General features: G+C 64.8%; 19 protein-coding genes, 1 tRNA gene and 1 pseudogene. 11 read left to right on the top strand and 10 right to left on the bottom strand.

Translation table 11 applies throughout. The features are described from left to right. Positions 1-5: 5 nt before the first annotated feature. A complete protein-coding gene (locus tag MSP7336_RS13805; RefSeq protein WP_142706788.1) occupies positions 6-446 on the top strand; it encodes a hypothetical protein in 441 nt (146 codons plus the stop codon). A 308-nt stretch (positions 447-754) separates the two neighbouring features. Here MSP7336_RS13805 and MSP7336_RS13800 read toward each other — a convergent pair whose 3' ends face one another. Beyond that, positions 755-1,969 carry a L,D-transpeptidase gene (locus tag MSP7336_RS13800; protein WP_069394522.1) on the bottom strand — a complete coding sequence of 405 codons (1,215 nt, stop codon included), beginning with the start codon at positions 1,967-1,969 and terminating at the stop codon, positions 755-757. A gap of 142 nt (positions 1,970-2,111) precedes the next feature. Here MSP7336_RS13800 and MSP7336_RS13795 point away from each other — a divergent pair. Beyond that, a tRNA-Lys gene (locus MSP7336_RS13795) sits at positions 2,112-2,184 on the top strand. Between the two features lie 92 nt (positions 2,185-2,276). Continuing rightward, positions 2,277-3,467, top strand: a pseudogene (locus MSP7336_RS13790) (IS481 family transposase). 115 nt (positions 3,468-3,582) lie between these two features. Here MSP7336_RS13790 and MSP7336_RS13785 read toward each other — a convergent pair. Next, a complete protein-coding gene (locus tag MSP7336_RS13785; protein ID WP_113963930.1) occupies positions 3,583-3,891 on the bottom strand; it encodes a site-specific integrase in 309 nt (102 codons plus the stop codon). Between the two features lie 29 nt (positions 3,892-3,920). Then, a complete protein-coding gene (locus tag MSP7336_RS13780) occupies positions 3,921-4,136 on the bottom strand; it encodes a hypothetical protein (RefSeq protein ID WP_113963929.1) in 216 nt (71 codons plus the stop codon). Between the two features lie 170 nt (positions 4,137-4,306). On the opposite strand from MSP7336_RS13780, the gene MSP7336_RS13775 reads away from it, so the two are divergent. The 3 genes from MSP7336_RS13775 to MSP7336_RS13765 are packed head-to-tail and all read left to right on the top strand — an operon-like array spanning position 4,307 to position 10,745. Continuing rightward, complete coding sequence (locus MSP7336_RS13775; RefSeq protein WP_113963928.1) at positions 4,307-6,280, top strand: type I restriction-modification system subunit M; 1,974 nt, start codon at positions 4,307-4,309, stop codon at positions 6,278-6,280. Further along, positions 6,277-7,623, top strand: coding sequence for a restriction endonuclease subunit S (locus MSP7336_RS13770; protein ID WP_113963927.1), 1,347 nt, complete (start codon positions 6,277-6,279; stop codon positions 7,621-7,623). Before MSP7336_RS13775 ends, MSP7336_RS13770 begins: the two co-directional genes overlap by 4 nt. A gap of 5 nt (positions 7,624-7,628) precedes the next feature. Continuing rightward, positions 7,629-10,745, top strand: coding sequence for a type I restriction endonuclease subunit R (locus tag MSP7336_RS13765; RefSeq protein WP_113964910.1), 3,117 nt, complete (start codon positions 7,629-7,631; stop codon positions 10,743-10,745). A 33-nt stretch (positions 10,746-10,778) separates the two neighbouring features. On the opposite strand, the gene MSP7336_RS13760 is transcribed toward MSP7336_RS13765, so the two are convergent. Genes MSP7336_RS13760 through MSP7336_RS13750 form a run of 3 tightly spaced genes read right to left on the bottom strand, consistent with a single transcriptional unit; the run spans position 10,779 to position 11,630 of the window. Beyond that, entirely contained in the window at positions 10,779-11,177 is a 399-nt protein-coding gene (locus MSP7336_RS13760) for a hypothetical protein (RefSeq protein WP_113963926.1), read from the bottom strand. Then, positions 11,170-11,454 (bottom strand): hypothetical protein, encoded by a 285-nt coding sequence (locus MSP7336_RS13755; protein WP_113963925.1) that lies wholly within the window; start codon positions 11,452-11,454, stop codon positions 11,170-11,172. The genes MSP7336_RS13760 and MSP7336_RS13755 overlap by 8 nt, the downstream gene beginning before the upstream one ends. After that, positions 11,451-11,630: a hypothetical protein gene (locus tag MSP7336_RS13750; protein ID WP_113963924.1), complete on the bottom strand. Its 180-nt coding sequence runs from the start codon at positions 11,628-11,630 to the stop codon at positions 11,451-11,453. The genes MSP7336_RS13755 and MSP7336_RS13750 overlap by 4 nt, the downstream gene beginning before the upstream one ends. Before the next feature lie 227 nt (positions 11,631-11,857). On the opposite strand from MSP7336_RS13750, the gene MSP7336_RS13745 reads away from it, so the two are divergent. Then, positions 11,858-12,211 (top strand): hypothetical protein, encoded by a 354-nt coding sequence (locus MSP7336_RS13745; protein ID WP_113963923.1) that lies wholly within the window; start codon positions 11,858-11,860, stop codon positions 12,209-12,211. 76 nt (positions 12,212-12,287) lie between these two features. After that, positions 12,288-12,800 carry a hypothetical protein gene (locus MSP7336_RS13740; RefSeq protein WP_142706786.1) on the top strand — a complete coding sequence of 171 codons (513 nt, stop codon included), beginning with the start codon at positions 12,288-12,290 and terminating at the stop codon, positions 12,798-12,800. Between the two features lie 336 nt (positions 12,801-13,136). On the opposite strand, the gene MSP7336_RS13735 is transcribed toward MSP7336_RS13740, so the two are convergent. Next, entirely contained in the window at positions 13,137-13,364 is a 228-nt protein-coding gene (locus MSP7336_RS13735) for a DUF3618 domain-containing protein (protein ID WP_069394521.1), read from the bottom strand. Between the two features lie 84 nt (positions 13,365-13,448). Between MSP7336_RS13735 and bcp the strand changes: the two genes are divergently transcribed. Next, on the top strand, positions 13,449-13,922 hold the full coding sequence (bcp, locus tag MSP7336_RS13730) for a thioredoxin-dependent thiol peroxidase (protein ID WP_069394650.1): 474 nt from the start codon (positions 13,449-13,451) through the stop codon (positions 13,920-13,922). Here bcp and MSP7336_RS13725 read toward each other — a convergent pair. Further along, positions 13,919-15,244 carry a dipeptidase gene (locus MSP7336_RS13725; RefSeq protein WP_113963921.1) on the bottom strand — a complete coding sequence of 442 codons (1,326 nt, stop codon included), beginning with the start codon at positions 15,242-15,244 and terminating at the stop codon, positions 13,919-13,921. The genes bcp and MSP7336_RS13725 overlap by 4 nt on opposite strands. 30 nt (positions 15,245-15,274) lie before the next feature. On the opposite strand from MSP7336_RS13725, the gene macS reads away from it, so the two are divergent. Then, the gene (gene macS / locus MSP7336_RS13720) at positions 15,275-16,408 is read left to right on the top strand and encodes a MacS family sensor histidine kinase (RefSeq protein WP_113964909.1); all 1,134 of its coding nucleotides are present in this window, start codon (positions 15,275-15,277) and stop codon (positions 16,406-16,408) included. Further along, entirely contained in the window at positions 16,378-17,037 is a 660-nt protein-coding gene (locus MSP7336_RS13715) for a response regulator (RefSeq protein WP_113963920.1), read from the top strand. The genes macS and MSP7336_RS13715 overlap by 31 nt, the downstream gene beginning before the upstream one ends. Before the next feature lie 6 nt (positions 17,038-17,043). On the opposite strand, the gene acpS is transcribed toward MSP7336_RS13715, so the two are convergent. Together acpS and MSP7336_RS13705 are read right to left on the bottom strand one after the other, a co-directional pair. Next, entirely contained in the window at positions 17,044-17,436 is a 393-nt protein-coding gene (gene acpS / locus MSP7336_RS13710; RefSeq protein WP_069394518.1) for a holo-ACP synthase AcpS, read from the bottom strand. After that, positions 17,433-26,660: a type I polyketide synthase gene (locus MSP7336_RS13705; protein ID WP_113963919.1), complete on the bottom strand. Its 9,228-nt coding sequence runs from the start codon at positions 26,658-26,660 to the stop codon at positions 17,433-17,435. Before MSP7336_RS13705 ends, acpS begins: the two co-directional genes overlap by 4 nt. Positions 26,661-26,749: the final 89 nt, after the last annotated feature.

Below are 26,749 nucleotides of genomic sequence, written 5' to 3'. Positions count from 1 at the left end.
GTTCCGTGATTATTAATATGCGCTTAGCCACGCTCCTGTTACCGGTCTACGTGGCGCTGATGATAGGTGCCGATACGTTCTTCAACTCTGCCGGGTTGAATACAAATATTGACCTGCCATTGTGGTTGATTATCGCATTCACAGGCATGGCACTAACGGTCTTTCTGATCGTCGCCTGGTTCGTCACGCAGAAGGCTCGCGGCAAGGTTCCCTTTAAGCGCGAGCGTTTTTATATGGGGATACTTATAGCTCTTATCGTGTCAGGTTTCATCGACGACGGGCTCAAGGGGCTAGCTTCGCTTCTTTTCCATGCCAAATCAATATGGATAATGATACCGATGTACATACTTTCGTATGTTGCCCTCTTAGGCGTGCTCGCATTTATTCTGAACAAAATCGCAGCTAGGTCCGATGGCGCATCTTCTAGCAATGCCGCTGCGAACTAACCGACGCCGTAACCTGCCGTGCAAAGAATCTTACCGCCCCCGTTTACCCGCTTAGGCCGCACGGACCGCTTCCCCGTTTGTCGTCAATTACCCGGTCGTTGCGCTCGGTGTTGTGGCGCCCGCAGCCCACGCGACAGTTGAGCGGGTTCCTCGCGCGCTCCGACACTTCGTTAGCGCCAGGGGTTCGATCAACTGGCCATGGGTGTCGCGGGTTTCGAGCCAGTCAGTCACCCCGATTTGCATGAGACGGCAGTGACGACTGCGATTAACCTCTAACCCAAGGGGTTACGTTTCGCGACGCCTATCCATCACGCGTTGGCGTTACCGGCGCGCCATTGCTCCCACGGGATGTTCCAGTCGCCCAGGCCTTCGGTTCCCGGCAGCGTCGGTCCGACGGTGTTGATGACCTCGACGATGTCGCCGCGCTTGGTGTTGTCGTAGAACCACCGCGCGTTGCTGGGGCTGACATTCAGGCAGCCGTGGCTGGTGTTGGTGTGGCCCTGGGCGCCCACCGACCACGGCGCGGAGTGTACGAACACACCGCTGTAGGACATCTGGGTCGCGTAGTCCACCTCGGTGCGATAACCGTTGGGCGAATTGACCGGAACGCCGTAGGTCGACGAATCCATGATCATGTGCGCGAACCGATCCCCGATGATGTAGATGCCGTTGGCGGTCGGTGTGCTGTCCTTGCCCATCGAGATCGGCATCGTCTTGACGACCTCGCCGTTGACCCGCACCGTCAACGTCTTGGTCGCGTCGTCGGCGGTCGCGATGACCTCGTCACCGATGGTGAAGTGGGTGCTGATGTTGTCCTCCCCGAACACCCCGTCACCGAGGTCGACGCCGTACGTGTTGACCGCCACATGCACCGATGTGCCGGGCTTCCAGTATTCCTTTGGCCGCCACCGCACCTCGCGGTTATTCAGCCAGTAAAACGCCCCCTCGACAGGGGGATCGGTGGTCACGGTAATGGCCTTCTCAGCAGCCGCGCGGTTGCCGATGTTCTCATCGAACCGGATCGCCACCGGCTGGCCGACCCCGACGACCTCGCCGTCGCGAGGGACGACATAGGGCATCGTGAGGTAATCCGGCGACTGGGTCTGGAACGTCATCTGGCGGGTCGCCACCCCGCCAAGCCCACGCGCTTTGGCGGTCAGGGTGTAGCGGCGGTTGTAGCCGAGTGGTTCGGTGGTCTTCCAGTGCACGCCATCAGGGCTGAGCTGCCCGTCGACGGACCGCCCGTTCTGGTTGACCATCGTGACCGAGGCAAGGACGCCGTTGTCGGCGCTGACCGTCACCGGGGCGTCGACAGCCACCCCGACGGCGCCGTCGGTCACCGAGGCGGTGAGCTTGGGAACCAGCAGGTCGGCAAACGGCGTGCCCTTGTCGAAGATGACCTTCTCTGCGGGCGCACTGGTGTCGCTGCCGCAGGCACCGACGCCAGCAACCGCCAGCGGCACCATCAGCGCCGCCAGCCAGCGCCGAAGGCGTCGCGCGCGCGTCATCGACTGACCTGCCATCTAACCGCTGATCCCCTCGTGAACCGTCAACCCAGTTCCACTGACTAGTAGTCTAGGGGTTAACCAGCAACCACAGCGCTTCCAGTCGGCGATTTCACCCGGCGGCGGAGAGCTTGTTATCGTTGCGTGTCGATAAAACCAGGCGCCGTTAGCTCAGTTGGTAGAGCAGCTGACTCTTAATCAGCGGGTCCGGGGTTCGAAACCCTGACGGCGCACAACAGGGACTGTGTTACCTCGGGTGATACTTGACTTTGCGTCTTCGGCTGATTGTTGACAGTTACTTCGGCTGATCCTTGACACTCCCTGGATGAGGGAGTTAAGCGTGGCTGAGCAGAGGTATCAGGCCGTGTTGGCGGTTATCGGCGACGGGTTGGAGGTGTCGCTGGTCGCCGAGAAGGTGGGTGTGTCGCGCCAAACGGTGCATACCTGGTTGAAACGCTATGAGAGCGGGGGCCTCGAAGGGCTCAACGATCGTTCGCATCGTCCGGCGCACTGTCCGCATCAAATGCCAGCCGAGGTTGAGGCGGCGCTGTTGGAGTTGCGCCGGTCGCGCCCGTACTGAGGTCCGCGACGGTTGGTCCACGAACTGGCAAAACGTGGTGTGGCGCCGGTGCCCTCGGAATCGGCGGCTTATCGGGCGCTGGTGCGGGCGGGCATGATCGATCCGGCCGACCGGGACCGGCGCTCGCGTAAGTGGAAGCGTTGGGAGCGCGGCGCGCCGATGCAGCTGTGGCAGCTCGACGTGGTGGGCGGGTTTCCGCTCGCCGATGGCACATCGGCGAAGGCATTGACGGGTCTTGATGACCATTCCCGGATGTGTGTGTCGGCGCGGTTGATGGCCCGCGAGCGCACCCGGGCAGTCTGTGATGGGTTCCGCGCGGCGCTGGCCCGCTATGGGGTGCCCGAGCAGGCCCTGACCGACAACGGGCGGGTATTCACCGGGCGCTACAACCATCCGCCGGTGGAGGTGCTCTTTGATGCGATCTGTCGCGAGCATGGCATCGAGCATCTGTTGACCCAGCCACGCAGCCCGACCACTACCGGCAAGATCGAGCGGTTTCATCGCACTTTGCGTGCCGAATTTCTCAGCAACCAAAAGCCTTTCGCGAATCTGCAAACCGCTCAGCGGGCTGTTGACGAGTGGGTTGATTACTACAACAACGACCGTCCGCATCAATCGCTGGATATGGCCACCCCGGCGCAACGGTTCAAACCTGCCCCCGCGGCGGGGCCGGCGTCGACGAAGATCCCGACGGCTGGCCGCGATCCCACCAGCACCGATTGGGTCAGTCGCCGGGTGGGCTCCAACGGGATTGTGTGCGTGTCCTGGCAGCAGGTCTGCGTGGGTCGACACCACGCCGGCCAGGCCTGCGACGTCCATGTGGACGGCGATCTGTTGCGGTTTTGGATCGGCGACGAGCTCGTCAAAACCGCCGCCCGCACCAGCACCGGACAGGTACGAAACAAACGGGCCCTGCGCACAAGCACCGGGACCTAAACCACAACACGAGTGTCAAGGATCAACCGACATAGAAACGTCAAGAATCAACCGACACTGAACAGGCGCGCAACAGGACACCGCCTCACCTGCGGTGATGGAGTTCCGACTCCCATCACACAACCCGCAGGTGAGGCGGTGTTCGCGGATTATTCGCCGTTTTCGGCGCGAACCTGTCCAGCGCCGCGCGGTTGTCCGGTGCCTCCGTCGCCCGGTCGATGTAGTGCCTCCGGGTGATGTCGGGCGAGCTGTGACCGAGCTGGGCTGCCGCCGCTTCGGCACCGAACTCCCGCTCGATGGCGGTCGCGGCGGTCTTCCTGAAGACCTTCGGCGTGACCCACGAGTAATCGTCGCCGCGAACCTCCCGCCACGTGCGGTTGACGTTGTTCACCCAACGCGGCGTGCCAGCGGCGGACGGGAACACGAGGTCATACGGTAGTTAGCGCCGCCGCGTCAACCATCCGTAGCTTGTGCCCGCAGTTCGCGCACCTGCTTGCGCACTTCGCCCTCATCCAGGACCACGCCGGTTCGCCTCTTGTAGTCCGCGATGACCGCAGCGACAGCATCGTCCTCGGACCCTTCCAACGGCACCGGAATCTGTTGTTCCAAGTGTTGCGTCGCCTTCTTCAGCTCACGCTCGAACGCGCGCTTGTCGAACTTCGCTCCCATGACACCCCTCCCCTTGCCAGAACACTCGTTCCGCTCATCGGGGACGCTACCGACGACGACCGACAGCCCGGAGGATTTGACTCGACGCGGCGCGGAACTCATCAGCGGTGTCCCCGGCACCCGGTAGGTTCCCCTCTGTCTGGTTACATCTACGGGGAGAAGTACAAGCGATGGCGCAGGCGAATGCTGCTCTGATCTGGAAGATCGCTGACCTGCTGCGGGGTCCCTATCAGCCCAACCAGTACGGGGACGTGATTCTGCCGTTCACCGTGCTGCGGCGGCTGGACTGCATCCTGGAGCCCACCAAGGAACAGGTGCTCACCGAGTACAAGAGCATCCAGTCCAAGAACGTGGACCCAGCGGTGTGGCTGAAGAACAAGTTCAAACTGCCGTTCTACAACACCTCCCGCTGGAGCTTCGCCTCCCTGATCAGCGACCCCGAAAATGTTGCGGACAACCTCATCGACTACATCGAGCACTTCTCCCCGAACGTGCGCGACGTGTTCGAGGGCTTCGGCATGTACGACCAGATCACCAACCTCGCCAAGTCGGAGCGGCTGTATCTGATCGTCAAAGAGTTCGCCGCCGTGGACCTGCACCCGAAGGTGATCACCCAGCACGACATGGGCTACATCTTCGAGGAACTGATCCGCAAGTTCGCCGACTCGAACGCCACCCAGGCGGGTGATCACTTCACCCCGCGCGAGGTCATCGCGCTGATGGTGGACATCCTGTTCACCACCCAGGACGACGTACTGACCAAACCAGGCACCGTCCGCACCATCTACGACCCCGCAGCGGGCACCGGTGGCATGTTGTCGGTCGCCTACGACCACCTGGTGTCGATGAACCCCGACGCCCGCCCCGTCCTCTACGGGCAGGACGTGAACCCCCGCTCGTACGCGATGTGCAAGTCCGACATGATCATCAAAGGTCAGGACATCGACAACATCTACCTCGGAGACACCCTCACCGACGACGGGTTCCGCACCCGCCACTTCGACTTCCTGCTGTCCAACCCGCCGTTCGGTGTGGACTGGAAAACCCAGCAGAAGTACGTCACCGACGAGCACGAGCAACGCGGCTTCGCGGGGCGCTTCGGACCAGGACTGCCGCGTGTGTCCGACGGGTCGATGCTCTTTCTGCTGCACCTCATCTCCAAGATGCAGCCGGTGAAGAACGGCGAGGGCGGCAGCCGGGCGGCGATCGTCCTCAACGGCTCTCCCCTGTTCACCGGAGGCGCGGGTTCTGGTGAGTCCAACATCCGTCAGTGGATCATCGAAAACGACCTGCTGGATGCGATCATCGCGCTGCCGACCGACATGTTCTACAACACCGGTATCGCCACCTACGTCTGGATTCTGGACAACAACAAGCCCGCTGGGCGCCGAGGCACAGTCCAGCTCATCAACGGCGCGGACATGTACGGCAAGATGCGCAAATCCCTGGGCTCCAAGCGTAAGGAGCTGCGCTCCGAGGACATCAAAACCATCTGTGAGCTGTACGCCGAACACCGCAACGACACCGACCCCGACCAACCCGCACTGTCGAAGGTGTTCAAAGGCAGCGACTTCGGATACCGCACCATCACCGTGGAACGTCCCCTGCAACTGCGGTTCACGCCGACCGCCGACAACATCGCCGAAGTGCTGGCGACCAAACCCGCCGAGAAACTGTCCCCCGGTGAACACGCCGCGCTGAACAACGCGCTCACCACGTTGATCGGTTCGGAGTGGAAAGACCGCGACCAGTTCGTCACCGACCTCAAAGCCGCGCTGCGCGACGCGGGATTGACCAAGCCTCCCGCCCCGCTGGTCAAGGCGATCTGGTCCACCATCGGCGAACACGACGACACCGCCACCATCGTCACCAACCGCAAGGGCGAACCCGAACCCGACCCCGCGCTGCGTGACACCGAGAACGTGCCGCTCAACGAAGACATCGAGGACTACTTCGCCCGCGAAGTGCTCCCGCACGTGCCCGATGCCTGGATCGACCACGACAAGACCAAGATCGGCTACGAAATCCCGTTCACCCGGCACTTCTACCGCTACACCCCGCCCCGCCCACTCGAAGACATCCAAAAAGACCTCCGCCAACTCGTCAGCGAAATCCAAGATCTGCTCGGGGAGATCGGCGCGTGAACTATTCGGCGTACCCCGAGTATTGCGCCAGTGCATTAAACGGAGACGACATGGTTCGATCTGGATGGAAGCCAATCAGACTGCGCCACATTCTGAAACTGAATCCACTTGTTCCCAAGTCAGTTCGAAAGTCGATGGCTGAAGTCACGTTCCTCCCAATGGAGGCGATTGGAGAAGACGGGTCATTGGACATCAGTCGCGAACGACCGGTACAGCAGCTACTCGACGGATACAGCTACTTCGAGAATGGTGACGTACTGTTCGCCAAGGTGACGCCCTGCTTCGAAAACGGGAAATTTGCAACGATACAGGGACTTTCGTCGGGATTCGGCTTTGGCACCACGGAAGTGACCACGCTTAGACCGGGGGCTGGACTCGATCAACGGTTCTTGGGTTACATCGTGCGAACCGACCTGTTCAAACAGGCAGGCATCGCCGCAATGACCGGAGCTGGAGGATTGAAGCGCGTTCCCGACGAACACGTTCGTAATTTTCGCGTGGCGTTGCCGCCGATGGATGAGCAGCGCATCATCGTTGATTTCCTTGACCATGAGACTGCGAAGATTGATGCGTTGATCGCCAAGCAGGAGCAGCTCATCGCCACACTGCGTGAGGACCGTATCGCCACCATCACTCACGCCGTCACCAAGGGGCTGGACCCCAACGCCGAGATGAAGGACTCGGGCGTCGAATGGCTGGGCGAGATACCAGCACATTGGGAAGCCAGCCGATTGAAGTTCGTAGTGAAATCAGTCGATTCAGGTACGAGTGTGAACGCCGGAGATTGGACACCAAGCGCCGACGAAATCGGCATCCTGAAGACAAGTTGCGTTTCCACTGGGCGATTCAACGCGGCAGGCAGTAAGACGGTCGTTGATCCAGAGGAAATCGGACGGGTCACATGCCCCGTAAGAGGCGGCTCCTTGATCGTGAATCGAGCGAACACGCCCCAACTCGTCGGCTCGACAGGCTACGCCGCAGAGGACTACCCAAACCTGTATTTGTCCGACAAACTGTGGCAAGTCCGACTCCGCAGTGCCTCAGCCAAGTTCATCCATCTTTGGAGTCAGACTGAGGCATACCGATCACAGATCGCCGCGAAATGCGTCGGAGCTAGCTCCAGCATGCAAAACCTCTCGATGGGCGATTTTCGGGATATAGCGTTCGGGCTGCCGCCGATGCCCGAACAACAGCTCATCGTGGAGTACCTGGACGCTCATTGCGCCAAGCTCGATGCTCTGATTGCGAAGTCGGAGCAGATGATTGGGGCGTTGCGGGAGTATCGGTCGGCTTTGATCACGGATGCGGTGACGGGCAAGATTGATGTGCGGGGGGCGGCATAGTGGCGGTGGGGTTGCAGCATCACGAGTCGGTGTTCGAGACCGAGATTTGTGAGTATCTGGCGGCGAACGGCTGGTTGTATTCGGCGAATGATGCTGGCTATGACCGCGATTTGGCGTTGTTCCCCGATGATGTGTTCGGGTGGTTGGAGGACACGCAGCCTGATCAGTTGGCGAAGCGGGTCAACCCCGAGCTGACCGGCGAGGCGCGGGAGAAGGCGCGTGCGGGGCTGTTGGCGACCCTGGTGAAGGCGTTGGGTGCGGACCCGAAAGCCAATGGTGGCACGTTGTCGGTGTTGCGGCGCGGGTTCAAGGATTTGAACGCGCAGTTTTCGATGTGCCAGTTCCGCCCGAACTCGTCGCTGAACACGACCACCGCGAAACGCTATGAGGCGGTGCGGTTGCGGGTGATGCGCCAGGTGCATTACTCGAACCAGAATCCCTCTGCGAGTATTGATCTGGTGTTCTTCGTCAACGGGATTCCGGTGGCGACGGCGGAGTTGAAAACCGATCTGAGTCAGCAGAGTGTGACCGATGCGGTGTTGCAGTACCGCAAGGATCGCCTGCCGAAGGGTGAGCCGCTGTTGGGGTTCGCCTCGCGGGCGTTGGTGCATTTCGCGGTGTCGAACTACGAGGTGCAGATGACAACGCGGCTGGCGGGCAAGGACACCGTGTTCCTGCCGTTCAATCGCGGCGATCATGGGCACAAGGGCAACCCACCGCACCCGCACGGAGGCTCCCCTTCGGCGTATCTGTGGGAGCAGATTCTGCAACGGGACACCTGGCTGGACATCCTGGGCAGGTTCATGCACTTGCAGATTGAGGACAAAGTTGACCCGGTGTCGGGGAAGAAAACCCGCAAGCAGACGATGCTGTTCCCGCGTTATCACCAGTGGGAAGCGGTCACCAACCTGGTGGAGGCAGCACGCTCGCAGGGCGCGGGTCACCGCTATCTGATTCAGCATTCGGCAGGTTCGGGCAAGACGAACAGTATCTCGTGGTTGGCGCATCGGTTGTCGGTACTCCATGACGCTGATGACAAGCCGGTGTTCGATTCGGTCATCGTGATCACCGACCGCAACGTGTTGGATGCGCAGTTACAGGAGGCGATCCGGCAGATTGACCGTACCCCCGGCGTGGTGGCGCACATCGCGGGACTTGGCGGGGCGAAGTCCCAAGAGCTTGCCGAGGCATTGTCGGGTGGGACGAAGATCATCATCGTCACCATCCAGACGTTCCCGTACGCGCTGTCGTTGATTCGGGAGAAGGCGGACCTGGCGGGTAGGCGGTTCGCGGTGATCGCTGACGAGGCGCATTCCTCGCAGGCTGGTGAGGCGTCCAAACGGCTCAAGGCGGCGTTGAGTGATCAGGAGCTGGCGGAGCTGAAAGACGGCGGCACCGTGGACGCCGAGGATGTGTTGGCGGCGGAGATGGCGGCACGAGCAGAGGCGAAGAACCTCTCGTTCTTCGCGTTCACCGCCACCCCGAAAGCCAAGACCCTGGAATTGTTCGGGCACAAGGGTGTTGACGGTAAACCGCACCCGTTCCACCTGTATTCGATGCAGCAGGCTATCGAAGAAGGGTTCATTCTCGATGTACTGCGCAACTACACCCCGTACAAGACCGCGTTCCGACTGACCCATGAAGGGCAGACGTACCAAACCTCGGACACCGCCGAGGGCGGCACCGTGCAGGTCGCCACGGCTGGTGGTGATGGCGAATTGGTGGACAAGCGGGCGGCGATCAAGTCTGTGATGCGCTGGGTGAAACTGCACCCGACGAACATCAGCCAGAAGGTGCAGATCATCGTGGAGCATTTCCGCGCCAACGTCGGCTGGCGGTTGGACGGGAAAGCCAAGGCGATGGTCGTCACGTCCTCGCGCAAGGCGGCGGTGCGCTACAAGCTTGCGTTCGACAAGTACGTCGCCGAACAGGGCTATACCGATGTCGCGGCATTGGTCGCGTTCTCCGGTGAGGTCACCGACCCAGATTCCGGGGTGGAGAAAGCCACCGAGACCAGCCTCAACCCTGGTTTGAAGGGACGTGAGCTGCGGGAGGCGTTCGCCACCGATGAGTACAACGTGATGCTGGTCGCCAATAAATTCCAGACCGGGTTCGACCAGCCGCTGCTCGTGGCGATGTACGTCGATAAACGGCTCTCCGGTGTGGCAGCGGTGCAAACCCTGTCACGGCTCAACAGAACAGCACCGGGCAAGGATCAGACGTTCGTGCTGGACTTCGCCAACACCGCCGAGGAGATCACCGAAGCGTTCGAGCCCTACTACGAAACCACCACCTTGTCCGATGTCACCGACCCGAACATCGTGCACGCCACAATGAACAAACTCGACTCAGCGGGCATCTACACCGAAGCCGAGATCAATGGGCTGGTGAACGACTACCTGGCGGGCAAAGGCAACAACGCCCTGGTGAAGTGGGTGACGCCCGCACGTGACCGTTTCCGGGATCGTGAACGCCAAGCCATCGAACGCGGCGACACCCACGCGGTCGAGGAACTGCACCTGTTCCGCAAGGACGTGGGAACCTACCTGCGCCAGTACGACTTTCTGTCCCAGATCGTCAACTATGAAGACCCCTCGCTGGAGAAATTGTCGATCTATCTGCGCCACCTCGCACCCGTCATTGCCAGCGAGCAGCTCCAGCACGACATTGACCTTTCCGGTGTGGATTTCGAGTTCCTCACCCAACACAGGGGCGAAGCCCACAGCCCCGACCTCAAGGGCGATGCTCCACTCAAACCAGTGTCCGCAAGCGGGACCGGCGTGGCACGTGACCCGGAGTTGGTTGCGCTGGCGCAAGTCATCGAACAGATCAACGATCTGTTCTCCGGCGACCACCCTCAGTCCAGCGTCACCAACGTCGTCACACACATCAAAGACCGACTCCAGGAAAGCGAGACGCTGCAACAGCAGGCACGCAACAACACCCTCGCCCAGTTCTCCGCCAGCCCCGACCTGCACGACGAGTTCGTCGGGGCTGTCATCGGCGCGATGGCGTCATCGGAAGACCTGTCCACCCAAATCCTCAACAATCCTGAGCTGTCACAGAAACTCCTCGGGCAACTCATTCCGATCATCTACCAAGGGTTGAAGAACACCGGATAGCCGAACTGCCTGGGACAGATTCGCGGTCTGTACCTACAACCTCGCCGCGATCCACGTCGGCTCGCTGACCCATCCGTCCACCGCCACGCCGATCAGACCCCTTGCCGCCGCGCACATCTCCCCCAACTCCGAGTACAGGTCAGCCACCGCCTGCGCGGCGCGCACCACGCACTCGTCCCCGCTCCACCCCGTGAGCATCGACCACCGCGCCGCGCGCCCATCGCCCAGGTGTGCTGTCAGGGTGATCACCCGACCGGGAACATCCCACGGGATGAGCGGCTCGTCCAGGTCTCCGTGCCCGTCACCGGGACTCCACCACGCAGCGTCCGTCCAGGGGAATGGGTCACCCGCGCTCCGCGCGTCGCTGTCCGCTCCTCGGTCGGCTTCCAGGGCGTCGATGGTGTCCAGCAGCGCGTCCAGCGGGTCAGTCACGGCTCGGCGGCATCAGTTCGATACGAAAGCGCCCCCACGGGCACCACAACACCGCCCACGGACGCAGCGCCAGTTGGCAGTTCACCACGCGCGAGATGCGCAGGGCGTGTTCGTCCTCGGGTTCGGGCAGCCGCAGCGCAGCGCAGATTTCGTAGATGCCACACGTCAAGCGGGGCACCGCGCCCGTGTCCTCCAGATAGTCCCCTTCAACGATGACGGGGACACCGCGCCGTGGTGTCCAGGTGACGCGGGCCGGCAACCAGGGGTCGGGGGTCATAGTCCCAGTGCCCTCTCGACAGCCGCAGCGCCCGCCTCGTCACCATCGCGGCGCAGCCATGCAACCAGGGTGAGTGCGTCATCGTCAGTCAGGAAGTTTCGGTCGGTGTAGCCCAGATAGCCCCTGATGCCGTACACCAGGACACCACCGTCCACTTTCGTTGCGAACACAGTCATGGTGCCCGATTGTCCGCGCGGCGTGTGACATCGGGCAGCGGGCGCGGGGGACGTGACGGCAAAGGTGCATTTCCCCGCCGCCAGCCGCTGCTACCGTGACAGCAACACATAGAGGGGACACCACTTATGCACTCCGTACCACTGGGAACGCTCGTATCACCAAGCCCGAACATCGCCTTCAAAACGCGCTACAACCTGACCGCCCTGGTTACGGCGAAGACCATTATGTGGTCACCGGATTCGGTGGCATCGACTGGCAGCCTGTGTGGGAGTCCGATGAGAGGCTTGAGGAGCTGGAGCCGTGGTCGGCGCTGGACGCGGCGCTGGATGGGCGGGGCATCGACCTGGACGATGACGACGCGCTGGACAAACTGCGCGCCGATTTCGACGGGTATCAATCGAAGTCCGACCTGAGCGATACGTGGAAACGGCACCAGGATGCGCTCGCCGTCGTGGAGGTTGAAGGTGCGCTGCGGGAGTACCGCTACCTGGATACGCCGTACAGCGATTGCGTGGAGCAGATGGGATGGGCGCTGCGGCACACGGCGGACGCCTTCGTAGAGGAGCGGTTCCCGAAGTGACGGGTGCGGGGGACGTGACGGAGAGGTAGCGCCGAAGTCGATGACGCGACGGGCAGCCCGTTGTAGCTTCCTGAACATGACATATGGCACCAGGACGATCCCCCTCCCAAGCAGTGGCTCATGGGCGTCTCCGACCCTTACGTACCGCACACGGGGCAGAGATGAGCGAATCTATGTTGTGAGCGTCGTCGGAATTGATTGGACACCGCTCTACGAGGACGAAGCCGCGATGGATCATCTGCGCACAACCAACGTCGCAGCGGCGTTTAACACGGAGCCGAAGTCAACCCCCGCGCGGATCAGCACGTTGTGGGATGCACACGACAGCATCGAGATAGACACCGTGTGGGACAAGGTGAAAGACGACGTGGAGGCGGCGGTAAGGGCTTTTGTCAGGGAGCGGAGGGGTGTCGGTACTAAGGAGTTCGAGGACGAGTTCGCGCACGAAGCCCGCATCCGACGAGTGCTGGACGAGGGCTATGACCACCTGAAGAACGCGACCCTGGAAGAGGCTCACGTGCTCCTGGAGGTCAACGACTACGAGATTGTCGAGGTGACGGAACTGGACGACGAGAGTCCAACCCTATAAGTGGTCAATCCCGTCCACGTTGACCACAAATTGACCGGGAATGCCCTCCCCCGCGTCCGCCAGGTGATGCGCGACGTTAACACTTCCGCAGGTCAGCCAAGAATCACGTACACGGCTGCCTACCGTTGTTCCCAGGTGAACGTCGTGACCACTAACAGCGGGTCGGGAGTTCGAGACTCTCACGGCGCACCACGCCCCTGTTGGCGGCAACATTTCTGGCGGATCGCCGCACAGCCAGGCGCCGCCGGATTCCCTCGAATGACCATGACGCCTTTTGCTGAGCGCCGCGGTCGCTCTGACAGCAGGCGCGGCAATGTTCGCTACCACCGGATCCCGTCAGCGGTTGCGGATCCGGCGGACTACCACGACGATGGCCAGCGCCCCGATTCCGGCCAGCGACACCGCCACGACCGGCTTTTTGATAAAGGCGAGAAGGCGGGTCTTGGCATCGTCGGCGATCCGGCGGGGATTAGCCCGCTCGGCAAGCGAGTCGACGGTCGTGGCCAGCTGGTTGCGCGCCTGGTCGATGTCGCGCTTGATGGCGTCGGGATCGCGATCCGCCACTGTGGTCCTCCCTGTCGTCTTCGGCACTACCCTAGAGCAGCCGGTGCTGATCCCACCGGCCCGGTGAACAGAAAGGGACCCGCGTTGACCGAAACCGCACGCCTGCAGCCCGGCGACAAAGCGCCGGCCTTCAGCCTGCCCGACGCCGACGGCAAGACCGTGAAGCTGTCCGACTTCAAGGGCCGCAAGGTGATCGTCTACTTCTACCCGGCTGCGATGACCCCGGGCTGCACCAAACAAGCCTGCGACTTCCGCGACAACCTGAAAGACCTCAACGGGGCCGGCCTAGACGTCATCGGCATCTCCCCCGACAAACCGGCCAAGCTGGCGAAATTCCGTGACGCCGAAGGCCTGACCTTTCCGCTGCTGTCCGATCCGGACCGCAAGGTGTTGACCGCCTGGGGCGCCTATGGCGAAAAGCAGATGTACGGCAAGACCGTCCAGGGGGTCATCCGGTCCACATTCGTCGTCGACGAGAAGGGCAAGATCGCCGTCGCGCAGTACAACGTCAAGGCCACCGGCCATGTCGCCAAACTGCGACGCGACCTGTCCGTCTAGGCCAGGCCGTCCAGTAGCAGCGCTTCGGCGGTCGCAGCCCGTTCCAGTACACCGAGGTGCAGGCTCTCGTTGACGCTGTGCGCTTGCGTGGCAGGGTCTTCCACGCCGGTCACCAGGATCGTGGCTTGCGGGAACGCGGCGGCGAATTCGGCGATGAACGGGATCGACCCGCCCATCCCCATGTCGATCGGATCCGCGCCCCACGCCTGGCGGAAGGCCGCGCGCGCGACGTCGTAGACCGGTCCGCTGGCGTCGATCACGTAGGGCTGGCCGATTTCGCCGGGCGTGACCGTCACGTGCGCGCCCCATGGCGCATGCGTTTCCAGGTGATTGCGCAGTGCGTCCAGGTGGGCTACCGCGTCGCCGCCAGGAGCGATGCGCAGGCTGACCTTGGCCCGCGCCCGCGGAATCAATGTATTCGAAGCTGCGGCAACGGATGTGGTGTCGATGCCGACCACGGTGATGGCCGGCTTTGCCCAGAGTCGTTGCGGCACTGAACCAGTGCCGATCTCGCTGACCCCGTCGAGCAGCCCGGTTTCGGCGCGGACACGTTCAGCCGGGTAGTCCACCGCGGGGGCGGTGCTTTCGTGCAGGCCGGCCACCGCCACGTTGCCGTCGTCGTCGTGCAGGCTGGCCAGCAGCCGTACCAACACGCTCAGCGCGTCGGGGACCACACCACCCCAGATGCCGGAATGCAGGCCATGCTGCAAGGTGGCGACTTCGACCACACAGTCGGCCAGCCCGCGCAACGACACCGTCAGCGACGGGACATCGGTGCTCCAGTTGTCGGAGTCCGCGATCACGATGACGTCGGCGGCCAGCGCGTCACGATGTGCGGCCAGTAAGCGCCCCAGCGACGGCGAGCCAGACTCCTCCTCGCCTTCGACGAACACCGTGACCCCGACCGGGGGTTTGCCGCCGTGCGCCTTGAAGGCCGCCAAATGCGTTGCGATGCCCGCCTTGTCGTCGGCGCTGCCGCGCCCGTAGAGCCGGCCGTTGCGTTCGGTCGGCTCGAACGGCGGCGATGACCACTGAGCGTGGTCGCCTTCCGGCTGGACGTCGTGGTGGGCGTAGAGCAGCACGGTCGGAGCTCCCGGCGGCGCCGGATGACGACCGATGACAGCCGGTGCTCCCTCGGCGCTGACGATCTGAACATCATCAAAACCGGCCTGCGACAGCAGCTCCGCGACCGCGTTGGCACTGCGGTGCACTTGGTCGCGCCGCGTCGGATCGGCCCACACCGATTCGATACGGATCAGGTTCTCCAGATCCTGCCGTACCGACGGCAGCACCTGGCGGACGCGTTCGACCAGGTCACTCATGGTGTCGAGACTAGTTATGCTGAGCCCGTGGTGGCGACCCGCGGTCAGGACCCGGTGACACCGCTCTGGCGGGCGGCGCAGGTGTTCCGGCTGCTGAGTTGCCTTTACGCGCTGGGTTTTCAGATCGCGGTCAACTCGGATCTGCGACGACCGGTGCTGGGTTGGGTGTTGTTCGCCGTGCTGATCGGCTGGAGCGCAGCCTGCGCAGTCGCCTACCTACGCGGGTTCGGCCGGCGGACGCCGTGGGTTCTCACCGAGATTGTCGTCGTGGTGGCGCTGATGCTGTCCACTGAGGTGGTTGCGTCCCGGCCGTGGGCGCTGGACAACCAGTCCTGGCCGACGACATTGTGGGCGACCAACGCCACGATCTCGGCGGCAATCCAATTCGGCTCGGCAGGTGGAATGTTGACCGGTGCGGTGGTGATGGCCGCCAGCGCAGCGCTCAAGGGCGCAGTCAACCTCAACCTCGGTCGTAACGCGACCATCATCGTCGAGCTGGCCGTCGGTTTGGCGGTCGGTATGGCGGCTGCGACCGCGCGACGCGCCCACGACGAACTGCAACGAGCGGCGCGACTGTCCGCCGCAGTCGAGGAGCGCGAGCGGCTGTCTCGCGAGGTGCACGACGGTGTCATGCAGGTTCTGGCGCTGGTAGCCAAGCGCGGCAATGAAATTGGTGGACCCACAGCGGAACTGGCCGAATTGGCCAGCGAGCAGGAACGCGCGCTGCGGCGATGGGTGAGCTCCGTCGAAATCGACGTCGACAGCGATGAAACCACGGTTGATCTGCGCACACTGTTGAGCCGCCGCGAGGCCGACGGCGTGTCGATGAGCCTGCCGGGCACACCGGTACCACTGCAGCGCTACGTGGCGACGGAATTGGACGCCGCAGTCGGCAACGCCCTGGACAACGTGCGTGCACACGCCGGCGCTGCGGCGAGGGCGTTCGTGCTGCTGGAAGACCTCGGCGATTCAGTTACGGTGACCGTTCGCGACGACGGTGTCGGCATCGCTGCGGGCCGGCTGGCAGAGGCGATCCGGCATGGCCGCGTCGGGATCTCGAAATCGATTGTGGGACGGGTGGAATCGCTGGGTGGCAACGCACAATTGCATACCGACGCTGGGGAAGGGACCGAATGGGAGCTCACCGTCCCGCGCCGACAGTGATGGTGGTCGACGACCATTCCATCTGGCGCGACGCCGTCGCCCGTGACCTGACCGAAGACGGGTTCACTGTGGTCGCAACCGCCGACGGGGTGGCCGCGGCACGGCGGCGCGCCGGTGTGGTCAAGCCCGATGTGGTGGTGATGGACATGCGGCTGGCCGACGGTGACGGCGTGCAGGCGACGACGGAGGTGCTTGCGGTGTCACCGTCGACGCGGGTGTTGGTGCTGTCGGCCTCCGACGAACGCGACGACGTCCTGCAAGCCGTCAAGGCCGGCGCGACCGGATATCTGGTCAAGAGCGCGTCGAAGTCCGAGCTGGCTGAGGCGGTGCGGGCGACCGCGGCGGGCCGGGCCGTGTTCACTCCGGGCCTGGCCGGGCTGGTGCTGGGCGAATATCGGCGCATGGCCCGCCGCCCGGATGCCGGACCGGCCACCCCCAGCCTCACCGAGCGGGAAACCGAGGTGCTGCGATATGTAGCGAAAGGCTTGTCCGCCAAGCAGATTGCGTCCAAGCTGTCGCTGAGTCATCGCACGGTGGAAAACCACGTGCAGGCGACTTTCCGAAAGCTGCAGGTGGCCAATCGGGTCGAGTTGACCCGCTACGCGATCGAGCACGGCCTGGACGAATAGGTTGCGCTAGTCCACTTCCAAGATAGCCACTGCAGCCGCCGTATCGGCTTCGTGGGTCAGCGACACATGGATCGTCACGTTCTTGAGGTGCTCGGCGATCGCCCCGGTGAGCCGGACTCGTGGCCGCCCCCACATGTCGGTGACCACCTCGATGTCGCGGTGAATCGCCTCCGGGAGCACCGGCCGTTGCGAGAACCGCGAGCCCGACCAGGCCTTGATCACTGCCTCCTTGGCTGCCCAGCGAGCGGCGAGGTGCCGCGCAGCCGACGAGCTCTTGTCCGACGCGTCGCGGCGCTCACCCGGTGTGAACGTTTCGGCGAAGACCGTCCCTGGTTGGTCGACCTGATCGGCGAACTCCGGGATGGACACCAGGTCGATCCCGATTCCGACGATGCTCACCGCGGGTAGACGTCGTCGTCGCCCAACCGCGCCTCCGCGTTCAGCAGCATCGCTGCCTCCTGCGGCTTTTCAGATCCGGCGTCGTCGAAACGCCGGCCCGCGGGGCGCTCGTACATCGGGTGGCCGCCGGCGATCGCCGAGATCAGCCTGCGCTGACCGGCCAGCACGCGCGCCTGGGCGCGCTGCTGGTACTCGATACGCTGCTCGGGCTTTAAGGCGGCCAGAAACGCCTGCGGGTGCACCAACGCGATCAGCCCGGAGACATGTCCGAAGCCCAGGCTGGTCACCAGGCCGGCCTTCAGCGGGAGTTTGCCACCGAGCCGCAGCGTGTCCCGGACCCATACGAAGTGCGCGGAACCGGCCAGCTCGTCGTCGACACAGTCCAGGCTGCGGTTGGGCGGGATGACGCCGTCGCGCAGGATCTGGCACAGACCCATCATCTGGAAGACCGCCGCGCCGCCCTTGGCGTGCCCGGTAAGGCTCTTCTGCGACACGATGAACAGCGGCGCCCCCGGGGAGCGGCCCAGCGAATCGGCAAGGCGCTCATGCAATTCGGTCTCGTTGGGATCGTTCGCCAGGGTCGAGGTGTCGTGCTTGGAGATCACCGCGATGTCATCGGCGCCGACACCGAGCTTGGCCAGCGAGCGGGCCAGCGGCGACTCCTTACCGCCCCGCCCGGCGCCCAGCGCGCCCAGCCCGGGCGCCGGGATCGAGGTGTGCACCCCGTCGCCGAACGACTGCGCGTAGCCGACCACCGCCAGCACCGGCAGCCCCATCTTGACCGCGAGATCGCCGCGGGCCAGCAGGATCGTGCCGCCGCCCTGGGCTTCCACGAAGCCCAGCCGACGCCGGTCGTTGGGTCGAGAGAACTTCGAGTCGCTGATGCCCCTGTCTCGCATCATCGAGGTGTCAGCGGTGGCGGCCATGTCGCCGAAGCCGATGATCGCCTCCAGGGTCAGGTCGTCGAACCCGCCGGCCACCACCAATTCGGCCTTGCCCAGCCGAATCTTGTCGACGCCCTCCTCGACCGACACCGCGGCGGTGGCGCATGCGCCGACCGGGTGGATCATTGAGCCGTAGCTGCCGACGTAGGACTGAATCACATGGGCCGCAACGACGTTCGGCAGCACCTCTTGCAGAATGTCATTGGGCTTATTGCGGCCCAACAGATTACCGTGGTACATCGTCTGCATCGACGTCATGCCGCCCATCCCGGTGCCCTGAGTGCTGGCCACCAGCGTGGGATGCACGTAACGCATCACCTCGGCCGGACTGAACCCGGCGGACAGGAACGCATCGACGGTAGCGACGATGTTCCACAACGCCACTCGGTCGATCGACGTCGCCATGTCGGGGCTGATTCCCCACACCGTCGGATCGAATCCGGTCGGGATCTGCGCGCCGACCGTCCGCGACAACTTGGTCTTGCGGGGCACGCGGATTTCGGTGCCCGCCTTGCGGGTGACCTGCCAGTCGGTGGAGTCGGGCACGGGCCGGATGACGGTGTGCTCGGGGTCGAATTGGACGAAGGCGCGGGCGTCGGCCTCGCTGGACACCACGAACGTGAAGTCCTTGTCCAAGAACACGCTCACCAGCAGCGGTGAGGCGTGGTCGGGGTCGATCGCGCCGTCGTCGATGAACTCGCGGATCCCGACGCGTTCCAAGACGGTGTCGTGATAGCGCTCGACAAGCTCGGCTTCGTCGACGAGATCACCGGATTCGGTGTCGTACCAACCCGGTTGCGGGTCGTCCTCCCAGCGGATCAGCCCAGTGGTCCAGGCCAGCTCCAGCACACCGGCGGCGGACAGCTCGTTTTCGACCTCCATTTCGAAGCGGGTGCGCGACGAGCCGTACGGCCCGATTTCGGCACCGCCGACGATCACCACCAGGTCGGCGGGGTCGACGTCGAGGTCGTCCCACTCCGGCGGCGGTGCCGGCGTGTACCCGCGCGGCGGCGACGGCAGCGCGGCGATGGTGCCCTCGGGCGGGGCCTCGTCGGTCCGCTCGGACCCGTCGGCCATCTCTTCGCGCGCCTTGGCGGCCAACTCGGCCATGTCCAGCTCGACATCGCCGAGACCGCCCGTCAGATCGACTTTGATCGGGGCATGGGCCGCGGCGACCTTGGACTCGATGTCGCAGAGCCCCAGCAGCATGGACGCCATCTCGTCGGTGGAATACGTTGTCACACCGGCCTCTTCGACGGCGCTGACGATGGCGTCGTTGTGGCCCATCAGTCCGGTGCCGCGGGTCCAGCCGATCAGCGCGTGCGCCAGGCTGACCCGCTGCGCCCACGACGACTCGGCGTGCCAGCGCGTCACAACGGCATCGAGCGCCGACTTGGCTTCTCCGTAGGCGCCGTCGCCGCCGAACATGCCGCGGTTGGGAGAACCGGGCAGCACCACGTGCAACCGTGAGGCGATGTCGCGCTCGGCGCCGATGCTGGACAGGCCGCCGATGAGCCGCTGCACGGCCCACAGCAACACCTTCATCTCCATCTCCGAGCGGGAACCCGCGTCGGACAGGTCACCGGCGACGCGCGGTGCCGCAAACGGGAACAGCAGTGTCGGAGTCTGTGCATCCTTGATGTGAATCGACTGTGGTCCAAGGCTTTCGACTTGATCGCTGCCGATCCAGTCGACCAGCGCGTCGATGTCGGAGTACGACGCCATGTTGGCGCCCACCACCCACAGCGCGGCCCCGTAGCGGGCATGATCGCGATAGAGCGTGCGGTAGAACGCCAGCCGCTCGTCGTCGAGTCGCGACGTGGTGGCGATGACGGTGGCGCCGCCGTCGAGCAGTTGCGCAACCACCGAAGCCGCAATCGAGCCCTTCGATGCGCCGGTGACCACGGCGACCTCGTCGCTGTAGCGGCCCTTGCCCGGATTCTCCGCGCCCGCGGCGATCCGGCCGTACAGCGAGGCGTGGATGTTCCGTCCGCTGGCCAGCGCCTTACCTTGCCACCAGGTGGCCTGGGTCGCCACGACGTGCCCGGTGCCCTCGAAACGCTCCGACAGCCGGGCCCAGTCGGCGTCGATATCGTCGTCGTCGGCCAACCACAGCTTGACCAGGTCTTCGCGCGCACTGGCCCAGCGGTCGTCGAACAGCACGGCCTTCTTGGCGTCGAACACCGGCGCCACCAAACGTGGCCAGTCCGCGCCCAATTCGGCAGTCACCAGATCGATCAGTTCGGCGTCAGTGGTTGCTTCAGGCAGGCTGACCGGGTCGTCGAGCCCCAGTTGGCCGAGCACCAGACGGGCGGCCGACGCGAGCACGCCGTCGCGGCCGGTGATCTGCTCGGTGAACTCGCTGAGTGCGCTGGCGTCGACGGTCGCAACGCCACCGCCGGAGGACGGCAGCGCCACCGCTATGCCCCGGCGGGCGGCGACCGCTGCCACCGCGGCGTCGATGACCCTGTCGACGGACGCGGCGTCGGTCAACGCGCCCTCGTGCAACTCGCCGAGCGCTCCCCCGCGAACGCTGGTGCCTTCGCGGGTTCCCAGCGCGACCTCCACCATCACGTGCTTGACCCACCCGTCGCCGAGTTCCCAGGTCTTCGTCACCCGCTCGGCGATCGCGGCCGGTCGTTTACCGGACGGGCCGAAAACGGTTCGCAGCTGGTCGTTGATGGCGTCGGAAAGCACTGGGCCGAACGGCTTGTAGGTACGGGCCAGCTTGGTGACCTGCGAGCGCAACCCAGCAAGGTCGGCCTCGGCGGCGCCGTCGATCGCGCCCAGGTTCAGCTCCTGCCCCAGGTCGACCAGCAGCTGGTTGCGCCGCGACGATGCTCCGTCGGTGATCGATTCGATCGAGTCCAGCTCCTCGATCTGGTCGATGCGCATCTTGGCCGACAACGCGATCAACGCCAGCGTGGCGTCGGCTGCGTCGAACGCGATGTCGTCGGGGCGCGGAGCACCGGACGGAGCTGCGGCGGGAGCCGGAGCGACGGCTGGCGCGTCATCGGACACCGGCGCCGGCTCCGATGAGACCGCAGCGGCCGCGTCGGAATCAAACTCGTCAAGCTCGGGCTCGGGGTCGGTGTCGGTGGCGAACAGCACCGCGGCATCGCGCTCGGCGTTGAGGACTTCGACCGTGCTGTGGGCATATTCGGGCAACTTGAGGGTGTTGGCGGCCAGCCCGGCGACGGTCGGCGAAGACTTGACGCCGATCTCGACGAAACGCTCGACGCCCAGACCCCCGGCAGCCTCCTCGGTGAACAGCAGATCCTGCGTCTCAATCCAGCGCACCGGGCTGGCGAACTGCCAGGCCAACAGCTCGATGAGGACGATGCGCGCCATTTCCCGCGGTCGTTCGGCAAGCCAGGTGTCGTAGTCGGCCAGAATCGGGTCCAGCGGCTCAGCGGGCACCAGATTGCGGATCTCCTGGATAAAGTCGCGGTCCAGGCAGAACGGCCGCGGCACCAGGTTGGGAATGTAGCGCCCGATGATCAGGTTGGGGTCGCGGTCGCGCGGCATCACGCGGTCGAGCGAGCGACGGAACTCGGCGACCCCGGTCCGCAGCACCCGCGAGTGGAACGGCACGTCAATTCCCGGAACGAGGATGAACGACCGCTTGCCCCCGGTGATTTCGCGGCGCCGCTCCACCTCGGCCTCGAGCTCCTCGAGGCCCCGGACCGTGCCGGCGATCGCGTACTGCGAGCCGCGCAGGTTGTAGTTGACGATCTCCAGGAATTCGCCGGTGCGCTCGGAGATCTCGGCGACGAAAGCGGGCACGTCGGCGTCGGCGAGGTCGATTTGCGACGGGCGGATCGCCGCCAGTCGGTAATCGGAGCGGCCCAACTCGTCGCGCGGGACGATGTCGTGCATCTTGGAGCCGCGGTGAAACACCGTCTCCAGCAACGCCTCCAACTCATAGACACCGGTCACACAGGCCAGCGCGGTGTACTCACCGACCGAGTGCCCGCAGGCGATCGCGCCCTCCACAAAGGCACCCTGCTCGCGCATCTCGGCGACCTGGGCAGCGGCGACGGTGGCCATCGCGACCTGGGTGAACTGAGTCAGATACAGCACGCCTTCGGGGTGTTGGTAATGCACGCCGGACGCGATGATGCTGGTCGGGTTGTCGCGCACCACATGTAGCACCGAGAAACCAAGCGTTTCCCGGGTGAACTTGTCGGCGGAGTCCCACACCTTGCGGGCGGCCTTCGAGCGGGCGCGGACCTCCATGCCCATGCCCTTGTGCTGAATTCCCTGGCCGGGGAAGGCGTACACGGTCTTGGGAGCGGCCAGTCGCGCCGTCGCCGACATCACCAGATCCGAGCCGATTCGCGCAGCGATCTCCAAAACTTCTGCGCCCTGGTCGATTCCGACCCGGTCGACGCGGAAGTCCACCTCGTCGCCGGGGCGGACCATGCCCAAAAAGCGCGCGGTCCAGCCAACCAGCCGGGCCGGTGGCCGGGCCTGGCCGTCGGTGGCGGTCACCACATGTTGGGCCGCGGCCGACAGCCACATCCCGTGCACGATCGGCGATTCCAGGCCGGCCAGCAGTGCGGCAGCCCGGTCGGTGTGGATCGGGTTGTAGTCGCCGGAGACGACAGCGAAGGGGCGCATGTCCACCGGCGCGCTCAGCGTGACGTCGCGGCGCCGCCGCCGGGGCGTGTCGGTGGCGTTGTCGGACACCGCACCGCCGGCCCGCACCGGGTCGGTGAGTTCGGCAGCTCCGGTACGACCGCGGATCGCGAAGCGTTCCTGCAGGGTCGCCAGCACGGAGCCCTCCGCGTCGGCCACGGTCACCGCCACCGGCACGACGCGGCCGACCTCGGTGTCGGTGGCCGACGAAGCCGTTGCGGTGACGGTCAATTCGGCCGGTTCGGTGGGCAGCTGCCCGACCAGATGTGCGGCGTGGTCCAGATGCACCAGGCTCAGCAGGCCTTCCACCACCGGGATACCGGTGTCAGTGGCAGCTGAGCCGATCGCCGCGAAGACCGCGGGCCAGCAGCTGCCGACCAGTGCGTCGGGCACCATGGCCAGACCGGGGGCCAGCGGCTCACCGAAGACCGCGGTGACGCCGGTGTGGTCGGCCACCCGCTCCGGATTCCAGTCCACGGTGACCGTCGCCTTGCCCTCGTACACAGGCGGCAGCGCGTCCGGGCCATCGACACCGGCGGCAATCGCCAACACCGAACGCATCGCGGTGGCGGCGTCCTCGGTGCTGATAATCGGGGTGCCGCCGTCGACCGTGCTGGCGGGAAGCGTGAACCGGATGTCGATCCAGGTGCCCGAGATCGGCACACTCAGCACCACCTGGTCACCCTCGGTTTGCAATCGCGCACCGGTAGACGAGTGTGTGGCAGTTCGGTTTTCGTTTACTTGCCATTCAGCGGGATCGGCGATGCGGTGCACCGGGTTGGTGGCGGTGCGCCCGGCCCACAGCACGTCGGGCGCGTCGAGAACGATGGCTAGCGGCCCACTGACATCGGTGCGGATCCGCCGTCGGGCGGTCACCGGCTCCGGGTGCCCGTTAGAGGCAAGCACCTCGTCGATGGCGGCCTGCTCGAAGCGATCAAGTAATTCGCCGACCGGCTCGTCGAGCCGGGTGATGCCCGCCACCGAAGCGGTACCGGGGATGATGCACACCTGGTCGGCGTCGTAGCGGGCGTCGTGTGCCTGCCACAGCGAGTCGCTGCGCCACCAACGGCGGACGTCCTTGTCGATGACCGGCACGAAGTTGACCGGCTTGCCCGGTGTCTTGCACAGCGTGATGAAAAACGACACGTCGGCCGGGTGCAGTAGCACCGTTTCGGCGTCGGGATAGCGCTCGAGCAGCTTGTCGAGGGCCGCTTGCGGGTTCTCCAGCAGTCCCTCGTCGTTGAACAACGTCTCGATTGGCCCGAAGTCGTGCGGGTGCAGCCGAGCCTCCGCGCGCTGCAACATCTGCTGGAATCGATCGCGCCAGGTATCGGCCAGCCAGGGGCTGCCCGGCGAAGCGGTGTCGGCGGTCGAATCGCCGTCGCCGATGGTCAGCTCGACGTACCGCCGCAGCCACTGCAGGTACGTCATCTCGCCGACGTCGCCGAAGTAAGGCTTGGCGGTCTTGGCCATCGCGGCGATGATCTCGTCACGGCGCTCGGCGACCGCCTCGGCGTCACCGGCGACCTCGTCGAGCAGCCGGCCACACCGCGATGCACTGTTGTCGATCTCGTGAATGTCGGCGCCGAGCTGGCTACGGCTGGAAGCCATGCCGCCCTGGGCTTTTCCGGCGCTGATCCACCGGTCGGTGCCCTGGGTTTCGACCAGCATCCGCTTGACCGACGGCGAGGTGGTGGACTCCTTGGTCGCCATCGCGGCCGTGCCCACCAAGATCCCGTCGATCGGCATCAGCGGGAAGCCGTAAGGCTGCGCCCAGCGTCCGGACAGGTATTCCGCCGCCCGCTCGGGCGTGCCGATACCACCGCCGACGCAGACCGTGATGTTGGGCCGCGAGCGCAGCTCGGAGTAGGTCGCCAACAACAGGTCGTCGAGGTCTTCCCAGGAGTGGTGGCCGCCGGCGCGTCCACCCTCGATGTGCATGATCACCGGCTTGGTCGCCACCTCGGTGGCGATGCGGATGACCGAGCGGATCTGCTCGATGGTGCCCGGCTTGAACACCACGTGGCTGATGCCGATCTCGTTGAGCTCGTCGATCAGTTCGACGGCCTCTTCCAGCTCGGGGATGCCGGCGCTGATGACCAAGCCGTCGATCGGCGCGCCCGACTGACGAGCCTTCTGCACCAACCGCTTTCCGCCGACTTGCAGCTTCCACAGATATGGGTCGAGGAACAGCGCGTTGAACTGGTAGGTGCGGCCGGGCTCGAGCAGGCCGGACAACTCCTCGATTCGGTTGGCGAAGATTTCTTCGGTGACCTGTCCGCCGCCGGCCAGCTCGGCCCAGTGTCCGGCGTTGGCGGCGGCGGCAACGATCTTGGCGTCGACGGTGGTCGGGGTCATACCTGCCAGCAGGATCGGTGACCGCCCGGTCAGCCGGGTGAACTTCGTCGAGAGCTTGACCCGGCCGTCGGGCAGGGTGATCACCGACGGGGCGTAGGTGGACCACGCCCGGGCCACCTCGGGGACAGCCCCGACGGTGAACAGATTGCGCTGGCCCCCACGGGTGGCCGCGGGCACGATCCCGACACCGAGGCCGCGGATCACCGGCGCCGTGAGCCGGGTCAAGATATCGCCGGGCCCCAGATCGAGGATCCAGCGCGCCCCCGCCTCGTGCAGCGCAACGACTTCGTCGACCCAGTCGAACGGCTTGACCAAGATGGCCTCTGCCATCGTGCGGGCCAGTTCGACGTCGACACCGACCTGCTCGGCCCAGCCGGCGACGATGTCGATCGCGTCGGCCAACCGGTGCGAGTGGAATCCCACCTCGACCTGCACCGGCTCGAACAACGGTGCAAAGATGTCGCCGCCGCGGATCTTGTTCTTGCGCTCGGCCTCTTCCTTGTCCGAAATCTGCTTGCAGTACAGCTCGAACCGCGAAAGCTGCTCGGGCGTTCCGGTGATGACGACCGAACGTCGGCCGTTGCGGATGGACAGCACCGGCGGTAGCACGGTCCGCACGTCCTGGGCGAACTCGTCGAGCAGCTGATGGATGCGTTCGGGGTCGGCGTTGCTCACCGACACCATCGGCGAGCGGTCGCCGAGCGCCGAGATGCCGCGCCGCCGGGCCACCAGCGTGCCGGCCGCACCGATCAGCTGCGCTAAGGCCAGCAGCTCGATATCGCGATCGCCCGCGGCTTTCAGGGCCTCGACGGCCAGCACGCCTTGCGAGTGTCCGGCGCAAGCCACCGGCGGTGTCGCCGACAGATCCATGCCTTGCCGTGCCAGCGCGCGCATAGCGGCGATCTGGGTGAGCAGCACACCGGGCACCGACACGGCAGCCGAAGTCAGTTGCTTGGCGGATGGAATCGGGTCTTCGGCGGCCAACGCGCGTACCCAGCGCAGCGGCTCAAAACCGATTGGACGCACGACGACGAGTTCTTTGGCGACCGGCTCGAGTAGCAGGTCCACCTCGCCGGCCAGCGTCGCCAACTCCGCCTCGATACCGGCCGACGAGACCAGCTCTTCAAGGCTTTCCAGCCACGCGCTGCCCTGCCCACCGAAAGCGACGGCGTACGGCTCCCCGGCGGTCAGACGATCAACCAGAGCATGAGTGCTCCGCGCGGCCTCGGCGGTCATCCCGTCACGCTCGGCGGACACCCGATCATGCTCGTGGATCGTCACGTTGTCTGTCTCCTGTGATGCTCGTATCGCTCATATGTCAGAGCCACGCCGCCCTGGATGTCGTCGATTCCTGTCGGGGCCCCCGTCAA

The sequence above is a fragment of the Mycobacterium shimoidei genome (assembly GCF_900417275.1).
GTDB lineage: Bacteria > Actinomycetota > Actinomycetes > Mycobacteriales > Mycobacteriaceae > Mycobacterium > Mycobacterium shimoidei.
The sequence above is the reverse complement of the archived record's forward strand: the minus strand, read 5'-3'. Positions and strand labels throughout refer to the sequence as shown.

Bases quoted from the DNA above. Each gene is read 5' to 3' on its own strand.
- MSP7336_RS13800 (WP_069394522.1), bottom strand. From the start codon at position 1,969: ATGGCAGGTCAGTCGATGACGCGCGCGCGACGCCTTCGGCGCTGGCTG.
- MSP7336_RS13780 (WP_113963929.1), bottom strand. From the start codon at position 4,136: ATGGGAGCGAAGTTCGACAAGCGCGCGTTCGAGCGTGAGCTGAAGAAG.
- MSP7336_RS13775 (WP_113963928.1), top strand. From the start codon at position 4,307: ATGGCGCAGGCGAATGCTGCTCTGATCTGGAAGATCGCTGACCTGCTG.
- MSP7336_RS13755 (WP_113963925.1), bottom strand. From the start codon at position 11,454: ATGACCCCCGACCCCTGGTTGCCGGCCCGCGTCACCTGGACACCACGG.
- MSP7336_RS13750 (WP_113963924.1), bottom strand. From the start codon at position 11,630: ATGACTGTGTTCGCAACGAAAGTGGACGGTGGTGTCCTGGTGTACGGC.
- MSP7336_RS13740 (WP_142706786.1), top strand. From the start codon at position 12,288: ATGACATATGGCACCAGGACGATCCCCCTCCCAAGCAGTGGCTCATGG.
- MSP7336_RS13725 (WP_113963921.1), bottom strand. From the start codon at position 15,244: ATGAGTGACCTGGTCGAACGCGTCCGCCAGGTGCTGCCGTCGGTACGG.
- MSP7336_RS13715 (WP_113963920.1), top strand. From the start codon at position 16,378: ATGGGAGCTCACCGTCCCGCGCCGACAGTGATGGTGGTCGACGACCAT.